Origin of the sequence: Endozoicomonas sp. ALD040, from assembly GCF_049275945.1 — a bacterium.
Taxonomy (GTDB): Bacteria; Pseudomonadota; Gammaproteobacteria; order Pseudomonadales; family Endozoicomonadaceae; genus Endozoicomonas_A.
Genome location: NZ_CP184829.1, coordinates 3,001,679 through 3,025,464 on the forward strand (window position 1 = coordinate 3,001,679; position 23,786 = coordinate 3,025,464).

Below are 23,786 nucleotides of genomic sequence, written 5' to 3' on the forward strand. Positions count from 1 at the left end.
TGATGCCCTCTTCTCAACCATTGAGACTCTGAAGTTAAATTCTGGTTTTCTCTTCTTAGTCCCTGAGCTTCTGAAGTTAACGCCTGATTCTCTCTTCTTAATTCTTGAACCTCTAGAGTTAACTCTTCAATCCGTTGTCTTTTTTTTTTCTTTTTCCTGAGCGCGTCTTTTCAGATCAACGAGAATAGAGTTATCGATCGAATGTTTAATTAAGAAGTTTTGATCTATTCCCAACTCTTCCAGATCAGATCGGTCGTCTGCCCAGTTGGATTGATGATGACCATGTGAATGTCTTGTCTGAGATCTCCTTTGGAAGGAGGCATTTTGGGGACCTGCAAGGGCAGGCAGCTTTGGTCTGGCTCCCTGCTGTAAGTATCTGTCAGTTGCTAAGCCAGGAGCGCTGTCGGTAGAGCGAGAGGCATTGTGGTAGCTATTAACTTGCTGGATGGAATGGGTGAGCATATTTCCATTGTTTGCAGTGGTAGTTTTAAAGGCAATATCTCTCTGACTGATTACAGGTTCTGTGAAAGGGGCTTGTAGTGAAGAGGCTTTTAGTGAGGAGGCATGTAGTGAAGAGGCTTGTAGTGAAGGCATTTGCAGTAACTCGATAGTATGCGCCTGCTTGATCAACTCATTTGAAAGGCGCACTAATTCAAGGCGCGATGGGTGCTGATTAAGTTGTATAAAGATATCGCGAAAAGAGATGGAGAAGGTAAATGATTGTGCAGAAATCATAATATCACGGCTGATGCCCGAATCTGATATTTTTCCTAACAGTTCACGAATAGGTACCAGTGGGTTTGAACAGAGCAGGAACAATTGAACAAAGTATTCGGTAAAGCAACATTTTTCAAAGTTTCCTATGGGTGGCTGTTGGTCAGATTGATTAACCCTGTGGATGATATCCAGAACAATCTTATACAAAATCATCAGGTTACTGTCGGCTGCTTCGGGCAGTGCCCAGTCAGGTGGGGCGATTGGTTGGAGTTCAGAGGGGTTGTTAAAATCATCCAGGATCCTTGTTTGATCACTCGTAGCTTCTATCAGTTGCCTGATAAACTGGTTGCGCGTTGAGTTCTCATCGAAAGAACGCTGCAGGTGCAATATCGCCTCAAGAGGCGTGACAGTATTGCCCGCAGTATTTGTGCCCTTTGTCTCCAGAACCTGCAAACGCTGGGGCAGGTCCAGCTCGTCCAGTATCTGCCTCAGCTTGAAAACGGCATCGGGATCGTCGCTCTCAATAATGGCTAAAAGCTGGTTAGCAAGTAGCTGAAGGTCCTGAGTCCTGGTGCTTTTTTCACTTTTTTTGCCATTGTTGTCTTTTCTTTTGTCACCATCTCCACTGCTATAACTGCCTTCTCCCGGTGAATTGTTCTCCTGATCTTCAGGTTCACCTTTTTTCTTTTCAGGGTGGTCGTTATTTTCGTCCTTTGGTGTTTTATCTGGTAAATCACCCGATGCTTCTCCATCCCCATCAGCGGTCTTTAAGACACCGGCATGATCTGTTTTCAGGGCTGTTTGCTCAAGAAATAGTTTCAAGCAGCCAAGTTGCCACTGAAGGCTTTTGTTGGCTGGGCAAGCAGTGGCGGCACGTTGGAAGAGAGTGTTCCAGAAATAAACATCGGTCAGTTGTTCAATATTCAGGAAGTCAAGCCAACCGACGGGTATAACGGCCTCACTGGAAGAACCATCTGCGTTAACGCGCGTCATTTTCAGACGCGCCCGGGATGGCTGTTCCTCAGTTGAGGTAGAATCCTTGCCTAAAGACATCAGCCAGTTGATGACGGGTTTCAGGATAACAAGATCTATTTCGAATAATCCCGTTGGTCTCCCTCCTCCCCCGGGTGGAGGGGGAGGCAAGTGGAAGAAGCCCCCGTTGCCACCACTGGGAAAATTGGCTTTGCCAGCGAGCTTGTCTCCTGTTGATGACAGTGTGTTATTTCGGGTTTGTCCGGTTTCCAGCCCACTGTCCGTGATCTCGTCGGGGTAGACCAGAAGGGTCAGTGGGATAGCCCGAGGTTTGACGTTCAGCGATTGATCCGTGGTGACAGAAATAAGCTCTGGTCTCTCTGCCGTCGTGGATTTTAAGCGAATCAGTGTGCCATTTTCAGAGGCGCGCTCTGAGACATCATGGAAGAAGGGTATATGCTCTTCCCTTACTATTACTGGCTGATAGCAATAGTCACTCAAGTTGTTCCTGACCCATATCGAGGTACTGTCGTAATCTGCTGGCGCCACAGGTGCTTTAAAACAAAGGAAGCTGTTTTGGTCATTGAAGCCTTCCGGAAGGAGCAAAACCATTTGCCACTGAATCACACCCTGCGGATCCGTGAAATCTTCGATTTCAATCCGAACCCCGTGCCCATCGGGATGATGCTGGTCAATGAGAGTTGAGCAATAGCATAACGGCACAACCGCCATAGCCAGCAGGAAAAGTACAAATGCTATGAATAAGCGGAAAAAAGTCCATTCAAATCTCGCTTTACAACTTGTGTCGACAATTCCAACCCGTACTCTTTGCCTGATAGAGTGCGTCAGAACAGTTCCACCCTGAAAAAATAAAGGAACATCTTTAGCCAATCCTGTTATTTGTTGTAGAAACAGAGAATAGCCAAGTATTTCTAAATTGCTATGTGGATTGCTTGTCTTGTGCGACAGAGCCTTCGGCAGCATCAATCTCTTAACCGGCAAAATACTTGTCTGTTATTCTTCCTTCCATAGTTCAGTGATTTTTGCAGAGTGGTGGCGACCATATGACACGAAATGGGTGGTTACCAGAAAACGGCTATTGGCGCTGAAGTTGGCTGAGAGTACCGTACCACTGTGACAGGTAGAGATTTCTTTTTTCGATGATGCATCGCCCTCCAGGGTATGGATTTTTGTCTTCCTGTCGATAGTGAAGGTCGCCGCAAAGCGGCTATCGGTGCTGAAGGTGGCTGAAGGGAAACAGACCCAATCTTTATAAAGGGTAGGGCTGTCTTCTTTCCATGATCCATTGTCATTCTGGCAATACTCTTTGCTTGCCCTGTCGATACTGGTGGTTATCAGACGTCTGCTACTGGGGGTGAAGGTGGCTGAGAGGACCTTATGGTAGTGGCAGATAGTTATTTCTTCTTCCCATGATGCATCGGTTTTTTTGCCATAGATTTTCGCCGTATTATCGTCACTGGCGGTCGCCAAATGGCATCCATCGGCGCTGAAGGTAGCTGAGTTGATCCGATCTTCATGGGCAATGATGGCTTTTTTTACCCATGGTCCATTGTTCTGCCTGCCATAGATTTTAACCAGGTCATCCCTGCCAACAGTCATCACATGGCAGTCATCAGGGCTAAACCCGGCTGATTGGATCGGGCCATCGCTGTCGATATGGCTAATGGTCAATTCTTTTTCCCATGAGCCATCGTCCTGTTGGCCATAGATTATTGCCGTAGCATCGTCACTGGCAGTCACTATATGGTGGCTATCAGCGCTGAAGGTAGCTGAGTTGACAGCGTCATCATGGGTAATGATGGTTTTTATTTTCCATAATCCATTGGCCAACCTGCCAGTGATTTTTACCATGTTATCTTTACCGACAGTCATCACATGGCTACTATCGGGGCTGAAGGCGGCTGATTGGATCGGACCATTGTGTCTAATGGTGACTTCTGGTCCCCATTGTCTGTTGTCTTTTTGGCCAAAGATTATTGCCGTACGATCTTCACTGGCAGTCACTACATGGTGGCTATCAGCGCTGAAGGTGGCTGAGTTGACCTTACCAGTATGTTGAACACAGTGTTCTTCTTCCCATGATGCATCGTCCTTCTGGCCAAAGATTTTCGTTGTGTGATCTGTGCTGGCAGTTACTACGCGACAATTGTCGTTGCTAAAGCTGGCTGATTTGACCGGACCATTGTGGCGGATAGTGACCTCCTCTTCCCATGATCCGTCGGCCTTATAGCCGTAGATTTTCGCGGTACAGTCGTCACTGGCGGTCACCATCCGGCGGCTATCAGGGCTGAAGGAGGCTGAGTTGATCTCAAGGTCATGGGGAATGTTGGCTTTTGTAACGGGATGAATTATTGTCCTCAAGATATTGACGAACTGTGAGTCATCTGGACCCTGATTGTTGTGCCTGCAAAGTTGGACAAAATGGTATAGGGCTTCATAACATGTTTCTGTTATATTCCATTCCTTAACGGCTCTATTTGCACTGTCTAACGAATGACAATTGCCGTATTTTTTCAATAGACTGATAAAGTCGTTAAGTTTTTCTCTTAAGTCATTTAATTCTGATCGACATACAGGACAAGTTTTAACTGAAAGGTCAGATAGCCCTTTTTGGAGCCACAGATTTAAACAATGCACATGAAAAACGTGATGACATGGCGTTTTCACTAATCTTGCTGTGCGTGAAAAGCGCTTACAACATATTGGGCACTTATTATCAGTAATTTGTGCATGTTTCACCTTATCCACTTTAAATGTATTATCGCGAAAGGCATTGATATTTATATAATCATCCATTGTTTTCTTGCCAGGCACAGCCATGGCTCTACCCGCACCGACAAAAGATGATGTACTTGCCAGACGAGTTGAATGACCACCGTGTGATCGTCTTTTCTTTAATCGTTTTTGGCGCAGCCCATTTGCCTGATGAGTAAGGGCGGGTTGCTTTGGCCTTGCTCCCTGCTTTGAGTATCCAGTACCAGAGGCACTTTGGCAGCTATTAACTTGTGGGGTAGAACTCATTACTGGCTCATGGGGTGAAGGGTCGGTACGCAGCTGAATTAACTGTTCATTTACGAAATGTTGTAATTCATGAAGCGCCGGGTGTTGATGAAAATGTGCAAAGGTATCTGCAAAAGAGGCAGGAAATGTAAATGATTGTGCAACGGTTATAATATCAATCCTTATGGCTAAATCTGATATTTGTCCTGACAGATAATGAATAAGCTCAAGTGGGTTAGAGTAGGTCAGGAATAACTGGACGAAGTATTCAGCAAAGCAACGTTTTTCAAAGTGTCCTACAGGTGGCTGTTGGTCAGATTGATTGACTCTCTGGATTATGTCCTGAACAATCTTGTACAAAATCATCAGGTTGTTGTCACCAGCTTCGGGTATTGCCGGGTCCGGTGGAATTATTGTCTGGAGTGCAGGCAGAGTGTCAAGGTCATTCAAAGTCTGTTTTTTATCGCTTGTGGCTTCTATCAGCTGCTCGATAAATGGGTTGCGCAATGAATTCTGTTCGAGAGAACGCTGCAGTTGCAGTACCGTCTCAAGAGGAGTGATACTTTCATCCCTGCTGTTTGTGCCTTTTGTTTCCAGAACCTGCAAACGCTGAAGCATGTCCAGCTCATCCATTATTTTCCTGAGTTTAAAAACGGCACTGGGATCGCCGCTTTCAATGATGTTTATAAGCTGATTTGCAAGTACCTGAAGGTCTTGAGTGGAGTCATTATTTTTAGTCACCGATTCATCGTCGTCTTTTCCGTTATTGCCATTCCCATTGCCATCATGGCCTTCACCCGGTGATTGGTTTTCCTGATCTTGAGGTTCTTCTCTTGTTTCCTTTTGATGGTGGTTATTTTCGTCCTTTGGCTTTGGATCAGGTGCTCTGCCAGAAGGCTGCCCATCGCCGTTACCTGCCTTCAGGCCACCGTTATGATTTGTCTTCAAGACCGTTCGCTCAAGCCATGGTTTGAAACAACCAGGCTGCCATTGGAAGCTTTCGCTGGCGAGGCAGGAGAAGCCGCCACTCCCGCTACCGGGAAAATCGTCGATGCCAGCGAGCTTGCCACCTGACAATGTCTGTGTGTTATTGCGGGTTTGGCTGGTTTTCGGTCCGATGTCAGCCAGGTTGTCGGAATAGGTCAGAAGGGTCAGAATCCGAACCTCGTGCCCATCTGGATTATGCTGGTCAATGAGGGTGTAAGAGTAGCCTGACGGTGCAATCACCATAGCTGGTAATGACAGGACAAAGGCCATGAAAGCTATAAATGTGCGGTAAAACTGCACTGAAGTCTCTCTGTAACCTGGTCGATAATATCCAATCCGCCCTCTTTGTCTGATAGAAAATGCCGGGACAATCGGTGCTGACTTTTTGCTCTGGAAAAATAAAGGAACGGCATTGGCCAATCTCATCATTTGCAGTACAAACAGAGGATAGCCAAAAATTTCTGAATCGCTATAGGGACTACTTGTCTTGTGCCACAATGTCTTCCGCAACATCTTGAAGTCAGAGAAGGGCGGTTTGCTTTCATTCGTCCTTCCAGAGTTCAGTGATCATCGCAGCCTCCTGATAGCGACCAATATCTGAAATACAACTGGTGTTCACCAGAAAGCGGCTATCAGCGCTGAAGTTGGCCAAGAATACCGCACCATGATGATAGATAGTGATTTCTTTTTGCCATGATGCATCGTCTTTCAGGCTATAGATTTTCGCCTTCCTATCGATACTCGCGGTCGCCGCAAAGCGGCTATTGGCGCTGAAGGTGGCTGAACGAACCCAGCCTTCATGAAGGATGGTGGTCTTTTCTTCCCATGATCCATTATTATTGTGGCTATGAATTTTTGCCGTCCTGCCTCTGCTGGCAGTCACCACATGTTGGCTATCGGGGCTGAAAGTGGCCGATAAGAGTCTATGGTTGTGGCAGATAGTCATTTCTTCTTCCCATGCTGCATCGGTCTTTTCGCCATAGATTTTGGCCGTATTATCAGAACTGGCGGTCACCAAATGGCATCCATCGGCGCTGAAGCTGGCTGAGTTGATCCGATCTTCATGGGCAATGATGGCTTTCTTTACCCATAATCCATTGTCCTGCCTGCCATAGATTTTAACCAGGTCATCCCCGGCAACAGTCATCACATGGCGGCCATCGGGGCTGAACTCGGCAGATATGATCGGACCCCCGCTGTCGATATGGCTAATGGTCAATTCTCTTTCCCATGATCCATCGTCCTGTTGGGCACAGATTATTGCCGTACCATCGCCACTGGCGGTCACCACACGGCGGCTGTCGGTGCTGAAGGTAGCTGAGTTGACCGTGTAATCATGGGCAATGATGACTTTTTCTTGCCATGCTCCATTGGCCGACCTGCCAGTGATTTTCACCAGGTTATCTTTACCGAAAGTCACCACATGGCTACCATCGGGGCTGAAGGTGGCTGATTGGATCGGACCATTGTGGCTAATGCTGGCTTCTGTTTCCCATGGCCTGTCGTCCTTTTGGCCAAAGATTATTGCGGTACCATCGTCACTGGCAGTCACCATACGTTGGCTATCAGCGCTGAAGCTGGCTGAGTTGACCGTACCAGTATGTTGAACGGTGAGTTCTTCTGTCCATGATCCATCGTCCTTTTGGCCCAGGATTTTCGCCTTGTGATCCTCACTGGCAGTAACTACACGACAGCTATCGCGGCTGAAGCTGGCTGATTTGACCTTACCATTGTGGCGAATAATGGCCTCTTCTTCCCACGATCCATCGGCCTTATGGCCATAGATTTTCGCAGTACAATCTTCACCGGCGGTCACCACCTGGCGGCTATCAGGGCTGAAGCTGGCTGACGTGATCTCAGAGTCATGGCGAATGTTGGCTTTTATAACGGGATAAATTATTTTTCTCAAGATATTGGCATACCGTGGATCATCTGACGCCTGACTGTTGAGTCTGCAAAGTTGGACAAAATGGTATAAGGCTTCATGACTTGTTGTTCTATTCCATTCCTTAACGGCTCTATCTGCAGTGTCTAACAAATGACAATTGCCGTATTTATTCAATAGCCTGTTAAGGTTGTTAAGTTTTTCTTTTGAGCTTTTTAATTCTGATCGACATACAGGACAAGTTTTAATTGCAAGATCAGGTAGCCTTTTTTGGAGCCACAGATTCAAGCAAAGCACGTGAAAAATGTGATTGCAGGGTGTTTTCACTAATCCTGCTGTGCGTAAAAAGCGCTCACAACATATTGGGCACTTATTATGAGTAATTTGTGTATGTTGCACCTTATTCACTTTCAATGCATCATCGCAAAAAGCAATGATAGTCATGTCATCATCCCCATAAGATCGTTCTGTTTTTAATCGTTTTTGGTGCGGCGTATTTGACTGATGAGAAAGGGTGGGCCGTTTTGGCCTTGCTCCCTGCTGTGGGTTTCTTAATCGTTCATTTAAGAAATGTTGTAATTCATGAAACGAGGGGTGTTGGTGAAATTGTATAAAGGCATTTGAAAAAGAACTGGCAGATGTCAATGATTGTGCAGCAATTATAATCTCATGGGTTACCGCTGAATCTGATATTTGCCCTAACAGATTACCAATAAGTTCAAGTGGGTTTGAATAGAACAGAAACAATTGAACGAAGTACTGAATAAAACAATTTTTTTCAAATTGTCCTATTGGTGGTTGCTGGCCAGATTGATTAACTCTATGGATTATGTCCAGAACAATCCTGTACAAAATCATCAGGTTGTTGTTGCCAGCTTCGGACAGTGGTCGGGCTATCGGTTGCAGTGAAGCCAGAATGTCAGGGTCATTCAAAGTCCGTGTTTTATCGCTCGTGGCTTCTATCAGCTGCTCGATAAACCGGTTGCGCGATGAATTCTCATAGCAAGAACGCTGCAGTTCCAGTATCGCCTCAAGAGGACTGACAGCATTACCACTGGTGTTTGCGCTTCTCGTTTCCAAAACCTGCAAACGCTGTGGCATGTTGAGCTTATCCAGTATTTGCCGCAGCTTAAAAACAGCATCAGGATCGTCACTTTCAATGATGGCTACAAGCTGGTTGGCAAGTACCTGAAGGTTTTGAGTCCTGGCATTTTTTTCACTCTCCTCGCCATTGTCGTCTTTTCTGTTATTACCATCCCCGCTGCCATCATTGCCTTCTCCCGGTGAGTTGTTGTTCTGATCTTCAGGTGCTTCTTTTTTGTCCTTTTGATGGCTGTTATTTTTGTCCTCTGATCTTGAATTTGGTGCGCTACCAGAGGGTTGGCCATCTCCATTAGCGGCCTTCAGGCCACCGCCATGATGTCTCTTCAAGGCCGTTCGCTCAAGCAATAGTTTGAAACAGCCAAGCTGCCTAATAAGGCTTTCGCTGGTGGGGCATGAAGTGGCGGCATGTTGCAGGAGGGTGTTCCAGAAATCAACATCGGTCAGTTGTTCAACAGTGAGGAAGTCGAGCCAGCCAACAGGTATAGCAGCTTCGCTGGAAGAGCCATCGGCATTAACCCGTGTCATTATCAGACGCGCCGGGGAGGGTGGCTCTTCAAACGAAGCAGAATCTTTACCAATGGACATCAGCCAGTTGATGACGGGTTTCAGGATAACCAGATCTATTTCAAATAATCCCGATGGTCTCCCACCGCCACCTCCCCAGGGTGGGGGGGGCGGCAAAAAGAAGAAGCCACCGTTGCCACCACCGGGAAAATCGCCGATGCCAGCGGGCTTGCCGCCCGTTAATGTCAGTGTGTTATTCCCGGGTTGGCCGGTTTTCAACCCACTGTCGTTTATGTTGTCGGTATAGGTCAGAAGGGTTAAAGGGGCAGTATGGGGCTTATCGTTGTGAAGTTGATCGGTAGTGACAGAAGTTAATTCCGGTCTGTCTGCCGTCGTGGATCTTAAGTGAACAAGCGTGCCATTTTTAGACGCATGTTGAGAGATATGTTGGAAGTCGGGTGTTTGTTCTTTTGTCAGTATCATCAGTTGATAACAATAGTTGCTCGGGTCGTTCGTCACCAATATCGCAATACTGTTGGAATCTGCTGGCACCACAGGCGCCTTAAAGCAAAGGATACTGTTTTGGTCATCGAAACCCTTCGGTAGCAGCAAGTTCATTTGCCACTGACTCACAAACTGAGGATCTTTGCCATCATTGATCTCAATCCGAACCTTGTGCCCTCCCGGATTATGTCGGTCAATGATGGTTGAGGAATAGCACAAAGGCAAAACTGCCATAGCCACCAGGAAAAGAACAAATGCTATGAATAAGCGGTAAAGGTGCATTCAAATCTCACTAACTTATGATAACAACCCGGACCTGTCCTGTTTGCCTGACAGAGTACAATCAGAAAGGTCTGTGCTGGCCTTCTGCCCTGAAAAATAAAGAAACATTACTGGAAGGTCTTATTATTCGTAGAAAAAACAGATAATAGACAAGAATGTCAAAATTGCTAAATGGATTAATTGCTTTGTGCCACAGAGCCTTGTCCTCTTCCCGTGTTGCAATACTGAAGCGGTCACTGGCGGCGACTATTAAATCGAGCCAGATGGTTAATTATTTCTTTCAACCGGCGGAACGTATAGAGATTGTCTGCAAACAGGGCAGGTTCTTATCCCTTTACGGAGCATTGCAGCGTAGCAATCATCATGTACTTTGTGAGAGCAGTACATTATCAAGCAGCCGTCGAAGGAATCTTTCAGGCAGATGCAGCACTTATCGTGGCCTGAGTTTTCCCGGCATTCGTGATTACTTTGATACCTTACATAAAGGCAGATATTACAAACATCACAGTGAAAGGACTCATCCTTGTTTATTCGGCAAATTCCGCATTTATGGCAGTGGAATGGTTTTAGTTCCATATTGTCGAATTCTTTGCATTGTGCGCAGAAATACTCCGACATTAGTTCGTTGCATCCCGGGCACGCCTGGGAATCTTCCGTAATATCCCCCTCATAGTTACAGAGAGAACATTGAAGCCTTTTTGCTTGAAAAGCCTGACGATCTGTAAGGTCGCATTTCTTACTTTTGTTATGACATCTATAGCAGGGAAAATACCCTTCACAGCACCCAAAGTTTACACGACATAACCTATGGTAATGATTGCACAATGGCATTCGTTCTTTTCGCACAGGTGTCTTTAACTGCTCGTTTGACGGGTTTGCCTCCTCATTATGGGCACTCGACTGCTGGTCAGAAGCAGAACGCTCTGCGCCATTGCTTTGCATCGCCGGGCTGGCCGCTACCCTCTGTTGTTTTTCTCTCCCTGGTCTTGGATCAACAGATGAGGGTCCTGCCTGTAATCGCTCTTGGGAAACGTTATTTTGCTGATAGGCAAGGGCAGGCTGATTTGGCTCTGCCTCCAGCTCTGAGTATCTACCAGTCACTATGCAATGGGAACTGCCGGAAGAGCCAGAAGCTCTTTTGTTAATATCAGCTTGCTGGTGGATGGTACTTGTATCTTTATTGCTGACAATTGTTTCGTCAGAGATATTATCGCTTTTACCGGTGACAGGCTCTATAGAAGGCACTTGTTGTAAGTGGGGATTTTTTGCATAACCCATCAGCTCATCTGAGAGGCGTTCTAATTCAGAAATCGATGGGTGTTGGTGAAATTGTATAAAGGTATTTAAAAAGCGGTTGGGAAATGTCAATGATTGTGGATTAATCATAAGAACATGCCTTGTGGGCAAATCTGATATTTTCCCCAACAGATTACGAATCAGTTCAACCGGGTTTGAGTAGATAAGGAACAATTGAGCGAAGTACTCAGCAAAGCAACATCTTTCAAACTGACTCATAGGTGGCTCTGTGTCAGATTGATTGACCTTGTGGATTATGTCCAGAGCAATCTTATACAACATCAACAGGTTGTTGTTGCCCTCTTCGGGCATTGCCCGGTCAGGTGGAATGATTGGTCGAAGTAGAGACAGAGTGTGAAGGTTATTCAAATACTGTTTTGTATTGCATGTTGCCTTTATCAGCTGCTCGATAAAAAGGTTGCGCAGTGAATTCTCGTTGCAAGAACGCTGCAGTTTCAGTACGGCTTCAAGAGGAGTGACAGTATCCTCGGTGTTGATGCTTTTTGTTTCCAGAACCCGCAAACGCTGTGGCATGTCCAGTTCATTCAGTATTTGCCTGAGCTTAAAAACTGCTCCGGGATCTTGACTTTCAATGATGGCAACAAGCCGGTTCGCAAGTACCTGAAGGTCTTCAGTGGTAGTTTTTTTTTCACTCTCTTCGCCATCGTCGTCTTTTCTGTTGTTGCCATTTCCGCTGCCATCATGGCCTTCTCCCGGTGACTGGTTCTCCTGATTTTCAGGTTCTTCTTTTTTCTCTTTTTGGTGATCGTTATTTTCGTCCTTTGGCCCCGAATTGGGTGCGCTACCAGAGGGTTGTGCCTCCCCATTCGCTGCCATCAGGCCACCGCCATGATTTGTCTGCAAGGCACTACGCTCAAGAAATCGTTTGCAACAGCCAAGCTGCCATTGGAGGCTTTCGCTAACGGGGCAGGAAGTAGCGGCCTGCTGGAGGAGGGTGTTCCAGAAATCAACATCGTTCAGTTGTTCAATATTGAGGAAGTCAAGCCAGCCAACAGGTATAGCGGCTTCGCTGGAAGAGCCATCGGCATTAACCCGTGTCATTTTCAGACGTGCCGGGGAGTGTTGCTCTTGAAACGAAATAGAATCTTTACCAATGGACATCAGCCAGTTGATGACGGGCTTCAGGATAACCAGATCTATTTCAAATAATCCCGATGGTCTCCCCCCGCCACCTCCCCAGGGTGGGGGTGGGAGTAAATAGAAGAAGCCACCATTCCCGCTACCGGGAAAATCGTCGATGCCAGTGAGCTTGTTGCTTGTCAATGTCACTGTGTTATTCCGGGTTTGGCCGGTTTCCAGTTCACTGCCGGTCGTGTTGTCGGAATAGACCAAAAGGGTTAATGGGGTCGTATGGGGATTGTCGTTAAGGAGTTGATCGGTAGTGACAGAAGTTAATTCTGGTCTGTCTGCCGTCGTGGATTTCAAGCGAATAAGTGTGCCATTTTCAGAGGCCTGTTGAGAGAGGTGTTGGAAGTCGGGTGTTTGTTCTTTTGTCATTAGCAACAGTTGGTAGCAATAGTTGCTCTGGTCGTTCGTCAACAATATCGCAATACTGTTGGAATCTGCTGACACCACGGGTGTCTTAAAGCAAAAGGTGCTGTTTCGATTGTTGAAACTGTCCGGAAGCAGCAAACTCACTTGCCACTGACTGACAGCCTGAGGGGCTGTGCCGTGATTGATTTCAATCCGAACCTTTTGCCCACCGGGATTATGTCGGTCAATGATGGTTGAGGAGTAGCACAAGGTCACAACCAACATAGTCATCAGGAAAAGAACAAATGTTATGAATAAACGGTAAGAATGCATTCAAATCTTTCTGCACTAAATGTGTTATTAATACCAACCCGCCTTCCCTGTCTGACAGAAAACGCCAGGACAATCTGTGCCGACTTTCTGCTTTGGAAAAATAAAGGAACATTATTGACCGGTTTTATTATCCGTAGGACAAACAGAGAGTAGACAAGAATTTCCGAATTGCTATTTGTGTTACTTGTTTTGTGCAACAGAGCCTTCGTCAGTATCAACCTGAAAGTGACTTGCAGGACTTGATACCGGGCTGTGGTAGCAGTATGGTGCTGCTATTTTTAAAAACTCATTTTATACCAATCGAACGTTCTAAGTACCTGGCCAGTTGGTTTCGCATATTCTGGCGAGTGGATTTTTTCATCCTTCAAGGCGCAACGACGGGCGCGTAGCCTTAGCTACGCAACCAGAGTTGGAACGCAGAAGGATGGAAAAAGCCGCCGTCCAGAATAGGCGAAACCAACTGGTTAGGTACTTAACTCCCTATGTAAGTCAGACGCGGTCACCGGTAGCGACTATTAAATTCAGTCAGATGGTTTAATGATTGTTTCCAACAAACCAGGCGTCTGTAGGGTTTCTGCAAATAGGGCAGGTTCTTATCCCGTTTTTAAGCATTGCAGTGCTGCACTCACCATGTACTTTGTGGTAGCAAGGCATTATCTTGCAGCCGTGGAAGGTATCTTCCAGGCAGATGCAGCACTCATCGTGGCTTGAGTTTTCTCGGCATTTGTGATTGTCTTGAAACCTTGTATTCAGGCAGATATCACAAACATCACAGTGAAAGGCCCTATCCTTAAATGTTCGGCAAATTCCACATTTATCGCAGTGGTATGGTTTTTTTTCTAAATCGGTGAAGTGTTTGCATTGTGCACAGAAATACTCCGACATTAGTTCGTTGCATCCCGGGCATGTCTGGGAGTCTTCCGTAATATCCCCCTCATAGTTACATAGAGAACATTGAAGCCTTTTTGCATGAAAATCCTTACGATCTGTAAGGTCGCATTTCTTACTATTGTTATGACATCTAGGGCAGGGGAAATACCCTTCGCAACACCCAAAGTTTACACGACAAAACCTATGGGAATGATTGCACAATGGCATTCGCTCTTGCACAGGTGTCTTTAATTGCTCGTTCGAAGGGTTTGTCTCCTCATTATGGGTACTTGACTGCTGATCAGAAGCAGATCGGTCTTGTGCACTAGTGGTTTGATCATCACCGGATGAAGGTCCTGCCTGTAATCGCTCTTGGGAAGCGTTATTTTGCTGATAGGCAAGTGCAGGCTGATCTGACTCTGCCTCTGCCTCTGGCTCTGCCTCTGGCTCTGGGTATCTATCAGTCAGTATGCAAGGGGAACTTCCGGAAGAGCCAGAGGCTCTTTGGTGGCTATCAGCTTGCTGGTGGGTGGTACCTGGATCTTTATTGCTGACAAGTGTTTCGTCAGAGAGAGTATCGCTGTTATCGATGACAGGCTCTACAGAAGGCACCTGTTGTAAGTGAGAATTTTTTGCATAACCCATCAGCTCATCTGAGAGGCGTTCTGATTCAGAAATCGATGGGTGTTGGTGAAATTGTATAAAGGTATTTAAAAAGCGGTTGGGAAATGTCAATGATTGTGGATTAATCATAAGAACATGCCTTGTGGGCAAATCTGATATTTTCCCCAACAGATTACGAATCAGTTCAACCGGGTTTGAGTAGATAAGGAACAATTGAGCGAAGTACTCAGCAAAGCAACATCTTTCAAACTGACTCATAGGTGGCTCTGTGTCAGATTGATTGACCTTGTGGATTATGTCCAGAGCAATCTTATACAACATCAACAGGTTGTTGTTGCCCTCTTCGGGCATTGCCCGGTCAGGTGGAATGATTGGTCGAAGTAGAGACAGAGTGTGAAGGTTATTCAAATACTGTTTTGTATTGCATGTTGCCTTTATCAGCTGCTCGATAAAAAGGTTGCGCAGTGAATTCTCGTTGCAAGAACGCTGCAGTTTCAGTACGGCTTCAAGAGGAGTGACAGTATCCTCGGTGTTGATGCTTTTTGTTTCCAGAACCCGCAAACGCTGTGGCATGTCCAGTTCATTCAGTATTTGCCTGAGCTTAAAAACTGCTCCGGGATCTTGACTTTCAATGATGGCAACAAGCCGGTTCGCAAGTACCTGAAGGTCTTCAGTGGTAGTTTTTTTTTCACTCTCTTCGCCATCGTCGTCTTTTCTGTTGTTGCCATTTCCGCTGCCATCATGGCCTTCTCCCGGTGACTGGTTCTCCTGATTTTCAGGTTCTTCTTTTTTCTCTTTTTGGTGATCGTTATTTTCGTCCTTTGGCCCCGAATTGGGTGCGCTACCAGAGGGTTGTCCCTCCCCATTCGCTGCCATCAGGCCACCGCCATGATTTGTCTGCAAGGCACTACGCTCAAGAAATCGTTTGCAACAGCCAAGCTGCCATTGGAGGCTTTCGCTGGCGGGGCAGGAAGTGGCGGCCTGCTGGAGGAGGGTGTTCCAGAAATTAACATCGTTCAGTTGTTCAATATTGAGGAAGTCAAGCCAGCCAATAGGTATAGCGGCTTCGCTGGAAGAGCCATCGGCATTAACCCGTGTCATTTTCAGACGTGCCGGGGAGTGTTGCTCTTGAAACGAAATAGAATCTTTACCAATGGACATCAGCCAGTTGATGACGGGTTTCAGGATAACCAGATCTATTTCAAATAAACCCGATGGTCCCCCCCCGCCACCTCCCCAGGGTGGGGGTGGGAGTAAATAGAAGAAGCCACCATTCCCGCTACCGGGAAAATCGTCGATGCCAGTGAGCTTGTTGCCTGTCAATGTCACTGTGTTATTCCGGGTTTGGCCGGTTTCCAGTTCACTGCCGGTCGTGTTGTCGGAATAGACCAAAAGGGTTAATGGGGTCGTATGGGGTTTGCCGTTAAGGAGTTGATTGGTGGTGACAGAAGTTAATTCTGGTCTGTCTGCCGTCGTGGATTTCAAGCGAATAAGTGTGCCATTTTCAGAGGCCTGTTGAGAGAGGTGTTGGAAGCCGGGTATTTGCTCTTTTGTCATTAGCAACAGTTGGTAGCAATAGTTGCTCTGGTCGTTCGTCAACAATATCGCAATACTGTTGGAATCTGCTGACACCACGGGTGTCTTAAAGCAAAAGGTGCTGTTTCGATTGTTGAAACTGTCCGGAAGCAGCAAACTCACTTGCCACTGACTGACAGCCTGAGGGGCTGTGGCGTGATTGATTTCAATCCGAACCTTGTGCCCACCGGGATTATGTCGATGAATGATGGTTGAGGAATAGCAAAAAGGCACCACCGCCATAGCCAGTAGAGGAAGAACAAATGCTATGAATAAGCGTAAAAAAAGCATTCAAATCTCGCTATATAACTGGTACAACAATTCCAATCGGCCCTCTTTGCCTGATGAAGTGTGTGAGAACAGTCTGTGCTGACTTTCCGCTATGGAAAAATAAGGAACACCATTGGTTGTTCTTGTTATCCGAAGTAGAAACAGAGAATAGCCAAGAATTTCTGGATTGCTATGTGGGTAAATTGCTCTGTGCCACAACGCTTTCGGCAGCATCAACCTGAAAGTATCCTGCAGAGCCTGATACCGGGTTGTGGTACCGGTCAGGCTGCTAGCGGCGACTATTGATTACGGTCAAAATCCTGTCAATTAACTGAGCGGATAGAGGGTATCTGCAAACAGGGCAGGTTCTTATCTTGTTCGTAATCATCACCGTAGCGCAATCCTGGTGAACTTTGTGAGTGCAGGGCAATATCACGGAATTGTGGAAAACATCTTCCAGGCAGATGCAGCACTCATCATGGCCTGAATCTGGCCGACATCGGTGATTGCCTTGTGCACTTTTATCCATACAGAAATTGCAAACATCACAGTGAAAGGACTTCTCCTTTTCTGTTCGGCAAATTCCGCATTTATCGCAGTGGTATGGTTTTTTTTCTAAATCGGTGAAGTGTTTGCATTGTGCACAGAAATAGTCGGACATTAGTTCGTTGCATCCCGGGCATGTCTGGGAGTCTTCCGTAATATCCCCCTCATAGTTACATAGAGAACATTGAAGCCTTATTGCATGAATAACCTTACGATCAGTAAGGTCGCATTTCTTACTATCGTTATGACATTTGTTGCATGGGAAATAACCTTCACAGCACCCAAAGTTTACGCGACATAACCTACGGCTATGAATGCACAGTTGCCTTTGTTTTTTTTCCAAAGGCGTCCTTAACTGCTCATTCGACGGGTTTGCCTCCTCATTATGGGTGCTCGACTTCTGGAAAGAAGCAGAATGCTCTGCGCCATTGCTTTGCAACGTCGGGTTGGTCGCCATCATCTGTAGCCTTGCTATCATTTGTCTTTCCAGCTGTTTTAACTGTTGTCTTTTTTGCTCTTGTTTTGCCTCAGCGTGTCTTTCCAGCTCGGCGAGAACATGACTTGGCAACGGAGAGCTGACCGGCAACATCTGTCGCCTTGCTATCATTTGTCTTTCCAGCTGTTTTAACTGTTGTCTTTTTTGCTCTTGTTTTGCCTCAGCGTGTCTTTCCAGCTCGGCGAGAACATGACTTGGCAACGGAGAGCTGACCGGCAACATCTGTCGCCTTGCTTTCATTTGTCTTTCTAGCTGTTTTAACTGTTGTCTTTTTTTCACCCGTCTTTTCAGAGCGTGTTTTGCCAGCTCTTCGAGAAGGGGTCCATCGATCAGGAGGTTACTTAAGTGGTTTTGATTTGTCCTCAACACTGCCAAATCGGATCGTTCCTGTGTCCCGGTGGCTTGAAGATCACCAGATGAAGGTCCTGCTTGTAATCGCTCCCGGGAAGCGTCATTTTGCTGATGAACAAGGGCAGGCTGATTTGAACTTGCTTCCAGCTTTGGGTTTCTACCAGCCAGTAAGCAAGGGGAGCTGCCGGTAAAGCCAGAGGCTCTCTGGTTGCAGACAGCTCGCTGGATGGTACTTGTATCTCCACTGCTGGCAATTGTTTCGTTAGCGGTAGTATCGCTGTTACTGATGAAAGGCTCTATAGAAGGCACTTGTTGTAAGTGGGAGTTTTGTGCCTGCCTCATCAGCTCATTTAAGAGGCGCTTTAATTCAGGAAAGGATGGGTGTTGGTGAAATTGCGTGAAGTTATATAAAAAACAGGCGGGAAATGTCAATGATTGTGGATTAATCATAACATCATACCTTAAAGCTAAATCTGATATTTTCCCCAACAGATTACGAATCAGTTCAACCGGGTTTGAATAAATCAGGAACAATTGAGCGAAGAACTCAACAAAGCAACACTTTTCAAATTGTCCCACAGGTGGCTGTTGGTCAGATTGATTGGCTTTGTGGATTATGTCCAGAACAATTTTATTCAAAATCAACAGGTTGTTGTCGCCTGCTGCGAGCACTGCCTGATCAGGTGGAATGGCCGGTCGGAGTGTAGATAGAATGTTGAATTTACTCAAATTCTTTTTTGTATTGCAAGTGGCCTTTATCAGCTGTTCGATAAACAGGTTGCGCGATGAATTCTCGTTGCAAGAACGTTGCAGTTTCAGTATCGCTTCAAGAGGAGTGACAGTATCTGCGGTGTTGGTACTTTTTGTTTCCAGAACCCGCAAACGCTGAGGCATGTCCAGCTCATTCAGTATTTGTCTCAGTCTAAAAACTGCTCCGGGGTATTTATTTTCAATGATGGCAACAAGCCGGTTCGCAAGTACCTGAAGGTCTTCAGCGGTAGCATTTTTTCCACTCTCTTCGCCATCGTCGTCTTTTCTGTTATTGCCATTCCCGCTGCCATCATGGCCTTCTCCCGGTGACTGGTTGTCCTGATTTTCAGGTTCTTCTTTTTTCTCTTTTTGGTGATCGTTATTTTCGTCCTTTGGCCCCGAATTGGGTGCGCTACCAGAGGGTTGCCCCTCCTCATTAGCTGCCATCAGGCCACCGCCATGATTTGTCTGCAAGGCACTACGCTCAAGAAATCGTTTGAAACAGCCAAGCTGTCGTTGGAGACTTTCGCTGGCGGGGCAGGAAGTGGCGGCCTGTTGGAGGAGGGTGTTCCAGAAATCAACATCGTTCAGTTGTTCAATATTGAGGAAGTCAAGCCAGCCAACAGGTATAGCGGCTTCGCTGGAAGAGCCATCGGCATTAACCCGTGTCATTTTCAGATGTGCCGGGGTGGGTTGCTCCTCAAACGAAATAGAATCCTTGCCTATGGACATCAGCCAATTGATGATGGGTTTCAGGATAACCAGATCTATTTCAAATAATCCCGATGGTCTCCCCCCGCCACCTCCCCAGGGTGGGGGTGGGAGTGAATAGAAGAATCCACCACTCCCACCACCGGGAAAATCGGCGATGCCAGCGAGCTTGCCGCCTGTCAATGTCACTGTATTATTCCGGGTTTGGCCGGTTTCCAGTCCACTGCCGGTCGTGTTGTCGGAATAGACCAAAAGGGTTAATGGGGTCGTATGGGGTTTGCCGTTAAGGCGTTGATCGGTGGTGACAGAAGTTAATTCTGGTCTGTCTGCCGTCGCGGATTTCAAGCGAATAAGTGTGCCATTTTTAGAGGCCTGTTGAGAGAGGTGTTGGAAGTCGGGTGTTTGCTCTTTTGTCAGTAGCAACAGTTGGTAGCAATAGTTGCTCTGGTCGTTTGTCATCAATATAGCAATATTGTTCGGATCTGCTGACACGACAGGTGTCTTAAAGCAAAGGGTGCTGTTTCGATTGTTGAAATTGTCCGGAAGCAGCAAACTCACTTGCCACTGACTGACAGCCTGGGGGTCTGTGCCGTCATTGATTTCAATCCAAACCTTTTGCCCACCGGGATTATGTCGGTCAATGATGGTTGAGGAATAGCACAAGGTGACAACCAACATAGTCGTCAGGAAAAGAACAAATGTTATGAATAAACGGTAAGAATGCATTCAAATCTTTCTGCACTAAGTGTGTGATTAATATCAACCCGCCCTTCCTGTCTGACAGAAAACGCCAGGACAATCCGGGCTGACTTTCTGCCCTGGAAAAATAAAGAAACATTATTGACCGGCTTTATTATCCGTAAGACGTACAGAGAGTAGACAAGAATTCCTGAATTGCTATTTGAGTGACTCGTTATGTGCATCAGAGTCTTCGGCATTATCAACCTGAAAGTGTCTTGCAGGGCCTGATACCGGGCTGTGGTAGCAGTACGGTGCTGCTATTTTTAAAAACTCATTTTTACCAATCGAACGTTCTAACTCCCTATGCAAGTCAGACGCGGTCGCTGGTAGCGACTATTAAATTCAGTCAGATGGTTTAATGATTGTTTCATCAAACCAGGCGTCTAAAGGGTGTCTGCAAATAGGACAGGTTCTTATCCCGTTTATAAACATTGCAGCGCCGCACTCACGATGTACTTTGTGACTGCAAGGCATTATCCTGCCGCCGGAGAAGGTATCTTCCAGGCAGATGCAGCACTCATCGTGGCTCGAGTTTTCCCGGCATTTGTGACTGTCTTGAAGTCTTGTATTCATGCAGACATTACAAACATCACAGTGAAAGGCATTATCCTTAGATGTTCGACAAATTCCGCATTTATCGCAGTGGTATGGTTTTTTTTCTAAATCGGTGAAGTGTTTGCATTGTGCACAGAAATACTCCGACATTAGTTCGTTGCATCCCGGGCATGTCTGGGAGTCTTCCGTAATATCCCCATTGAATCCACACACAGAGCATAAAAGCAGTGTCGTGTGAAGAGCTTTTCGAGAGGTAACTTCGCATCGATCACTTTTGTTATGACATTTATGGCAAGGGAAGTACCATTGACAGCACTCAAATTTTACATAGCAGAGCCTGCGGTAATCTTTGCACAATGGCTTTCGTTGTTCTTGTGCAGATGTCTTTAACTGCTCTTTCGGCGGGCTTGCTTTCTCATTGTAGGTGTTCAACGGATGGAAAGGAGCTAAAAACACTGTGCCATTGCTGTTCATCGCAAGATTATTGGTTTGTACCCTCTGATTGGCCGATGCCGTCTGATAATCTGATCGATGGATCAAATGGTCTACTAATTCTTGTTGTCTTCTGAGATCAACGTGCAACTTTTTGATTTGTTCCTTCAAATGCAGCGCTTCAGTATTTGATTTGTCCATAGACTTGTATAGCTCCTGATTTTTTGTAATCAGGTTTTCATTCATCGCAACCAACACCTGATTCTCTAGTCTTAATCCTTGAGTCTCCTTAGTTAGCTCCTGAATCATTGTTTTTAACTTAGTTAGCTCCTGAATCACTGTTTTTAACGCTTGAACTTCTGCAGTTAAAGACTGCTTCTCTATTGGTAATTCTTGAGCCTGTTCAGTTAACTCTTTAGTCTGTTGTCTTTTTTTCTCTTTTTTTTCCTGAGCGCGGCCTTTCAGCTCAACGAGAAGGGAGTCATCGGTCGAATGTTTAGTTGAGAAGTTTTGATTTATTCCAGACGCCTCCAAATCGGATCGGTTGTGTGCTCCGTTGGTGAGATGATTACCATGAGAAGGCCCTGTCTGAAATCGCTTTTGGGAAGAGGGATTTTCCTGATCACCAGGGTCAGACAGCTTTGGCCTGGCCCCTTGCTGTATGTATCTATCGGCTGGCAAGACGACGGGGGAACTGCCGGTAGACCCGGAGTCACTTCGGTAGCTGTTAACTTGCTGGGTGTAGTGTGCGAATCTGTTTGAGTTGTTTGTGGCTCTGCCATTGGTATTATCATGGTTACTGATTACAGGCTCTACTGAAGACACCAGTAGTGGGGGCTCTTGCAGTATGCGGGAAGCGGGCGCCTGTCTCATCAGTTCATTTGAGAGGCGTTCTAACTCATGGAACGATGGGTGCTGTTCAAGTTGTATCAGGGTTTCTCGAAAAGGGATGGAGAATGTAAATGATTGTGCAAAAATCATAATATCGCGTCTTATCACTGAATCTGATATTTTCTCCAACAGTTCACGAATGGATTCAAGTGGGTTTGAATAGAGCAGGAGTAATTGAACGAAGTACTCAGTCAAGCAAGATTTTTCAAAGTGTCCTAATGATGGCTGTTGGACAGATTGATTGAACCTGTTGATGATGTCCTGAACAATCTTATACAAAATCATCAGGTTATTGTCACCAGCTTCGGGCATTGACCGGTCAGGTGGAATCATTGGTTGGCGTTCAGACAGAATGTTGACAGTATCCAAAGTCCTTGTTTGAACGCTCGTAGCTTCGATTAGCTGCTCGATAAACCGGTTGCGCGTTGAGTTTTCATAGAAAGAACGCTGTAGTTTCAATATTGCCTCAAGAGGCGTGGCAGTATTTCCACTGGTGTTTGTGCTTTTTGTTTCGATAACCTGCAAACGCTGAGGCATGTCCAGCTCATCCAGTATTTGCCTCAGCTTAAAAACGGCATCGGGATCGTCGCTTTCAATGAGGGCAACGAGTTGGTTCGCAATTACCTGAAGGTCTTGAATCCTGGCGTTTCTTGCACTTTCTTTTCCATTGTCGTCTTTTCTGTTATTACCCTCTTCACTGCCATGATTGCTTTCTCCCGGTGAATTGTTCTGCTGATCTTCAGGTTCACCTTTTTTCTCTTTTTGATGGTCGTTATTTTCTTCCTTTGATGCTTTATCGGATGCCTTACCTGATGGTTTTCCATCCCCATTACCTGCCTTTAAGCCACCAGCATGATCTGTCTTCAAGGCAGTGTACTCAAGAAATCGCTTCAAACAGCCAAGCTGCCACTGAAGGCTTTCGCTGTCCGGGCAAGAAGTGGCGGCACGCTGGAAGAGGGTGTTCCAGAAATTAACATCGGTCAGTTGTTCAATGTCCAGAAAGTCAAGCCAACCCAAGGTTATAACGGCATCACTGGAAGAATCATCTGCATTGATGCGTGTCATTTTCAGACGCGCCGGGGATGGCTGTTCCTCAAATGAGCTGGAATCCTTGCCCATGGACATCAGCCAGTTGATGACGGGTTTCAGGATAACCAGGTCTATGTCGAATAATCCCGATGGCCTCCCATCTCCTCCCCATGGTGGAGGCGGTGAATAGGAGAAGCCTTCATCACCGCCAGCGGAAAAATCTGTGTTGCCAGCGAGCTTGTCACCTGTCATTGCCAGTGTGTTATTTCGGGTTTGTCTTGTTTCCAGCACACTTTCCGTGATGTTGTCGGAATAGATTAGAAGGGTAAGAGGAGCTGTATGGGGTTTGACGGGTTGATTGCTGGTGACAGAAGTCAACTCTGGTCTGTTTGCTGTCGTTGATTTTAAGCGAACCCGTGTGCCGCTTTCAGAGGCCCGTTTTGAGATACCATGGAAGACGCGTGTTTGCTCCCCTGTCACTATGACTATCTGATAGCAATAGTCACTCAAGTCGGTCGTGACCAATAGTGCGATACTGCTCGAATCTGCTGGCACCACAGGTGCTTTAAAGCAGAGGATGCTTTTTCGGTCATTGAAGCCTTTCGGAAGCAGCAAACTCAATTGCCACTGACTCACACCCTGAGAATCTGTTCCCTCATTGATCTCAATCCGAACCCTGTCATTGGGATTGTGTCGGTCAATGATGGTTAAGCAATAGCATAAAGGCACGACCGCCATAGCCAGCAGTGAAAGAACAAATGCTGTGAACAGGCGGTAAAAATGCATACAAATTGCACTACAGAACTTGTGTCAATAATTGCGACTTGTTCTCTTTATCTGATAGAC

General features: G+C 46.2%; 8 protein-coding genes. 1 reads left to right on the forward strand and 7 read right to left on the reverse strand.

Annotated elements, in window-relative coordinates; all coding sequences use genetic code 11:
- Positions 1 to 126 precede the first annotated feature (126 nt).
- A complete protein-coding gene (locus ACOJUN_RS10705; RefSeq protein WP_422136618.1) occupies positions 127 to 2,190 on the reverse strand; it encodes a hypothetical protein in 2,064 nt (687 codons plus the stop codon).
- Between the two features lie 75 nt (positions 2,191 to 2,265).
- Between ACOJUN_RS10705 and ACOJUN_RS10710 the strand changes: the two genes are divergently transcribed.
- Positions 2,266 to 2,394, forward strand: coding sequence for a hypothetical protein (locus ACOJUN_RS10710; protein WP_422136619.1), 129 nt, complete (start codon positions 2,266 to 2,268; stop codon positions 2,392 to 2,394).
- A gap of 309 nt (positions 2,395 to 2,703) precedes the next feature.
- On the opposite strand, the gene ACOJUN_RS10715 is transcribed toward ACOJUN_RS10710, so the two are convergent.
- The 6 genes from ACOJUN_RS10715 to ACOJUN_RS10740 form a co-directional block, all read right to left on the reverse strand.
- On the reverse strand, positions 2,704 to 5,997 hold the full coding sequence (locus ACOJUN_RS10715; protein WP_422136620.1) for an RING finger domain-containing protein: 3,294 nt from the start codon (positions 5,995 to 5,997) through the stop codon (positions 2,704 to 2,706).
- Between the two features lie 241 nt (positions 5,998 to 6,238).
- A complete protein-coding gene (locus tag ACOJUN_RS10720; protein ID WP_422136621.1) occupies positions 6,239 to 9,976 on the reverse strand; it encodes an RING finger domain-containing protein in 3,738 nt (1,245 codons plus the stop codon).
- Positions 9,977 to 10,243: 267 nt separating this feature from the next.
- Entirely contained in the window at positions 10,244 to 13,099 is a 2,856-nt protein-coding gene (locus ACOJUN_RS10725; protein WP_422136622.1) for a CHY zinc finger protein, read from the reverse strand.
- 534 nt (positions 13,100 to 13,633) lie between these two features.
- Positions 13,634 to 16,459 (reverse strand): CHY zinc finger protein, encoded by a 2,826-nt coding sequence (locus ACOJUN_RS10730; protein ID WP_422136623.1) that lies wholly within the window; start codon positions 16,457 to 16,459, stop codon positions 13,634 to 13,636.
- Positions 16,460 to 16,727: 268 nt separating this feature from the next.
- Complete coding sequence (locus ACOJUN_RS10735) at positions 16,728 to 20,018, reverse strand: hypothetical protein (protein WP_422136624.1); 3,291 nt, start codon at positions 20,016 to 20,018, stop codon at positions 16,728 to 16,730.
- Positions 20,019 to 20,375: 357 nt separating this feature from the next.
- Positions 20,376 to 23,726: an RING finger domain-containing protein gene (locus ACOJUN_RS10740; RefSeq protein WP_422136625.1), complete on the reverse strand. Its 3,351-nt coding sequence runs from the start codon at positions 23,724 to 23,726 to the stop codon at positions 20,376 to 20,378.
- Positions 23,727 to 23,786 lie beyond the last annotated feature (60 nt).

Coding starts and splice junctions, on each gene's coding strand:
- ACOJUN_RS10725 (WP_422136622.1), bottom strand. CDS start 13,099: ATGCATTCTTACCGTTTATTCATAACATTTGTTCTTTTCCTGATGACT.
- ACOJUN_RS10735 (WP_422136624.1), bottom strand. CDS start 20,018: ATGCATTCTTACCGTTTATTCATAACATTTGTTCTTTTCCTGACGACT.
- ACOJUN_RS10740 (WP_422136625.1), bottom strand. CDS start 23,726: ATGCATTTTTACCGCCTGTTCACAGCATTTGTTCTTTCACTGCTGGCT.
- ACOJUN_RS10730 (WP_422136623.1), bottom strand. CDS start 16,459: ATGCTTTTTTTACGCTTATTCATAGCATTTGTTCTTCCTCTACTGGCT.
- ACOJUN_RS10720 (WP_422136621.1), bottom strand. CDS start 9,976: ATGCACCTTTACCGCTTATTCATAGCATTTGTTCTTTTCCTGGTGGCT.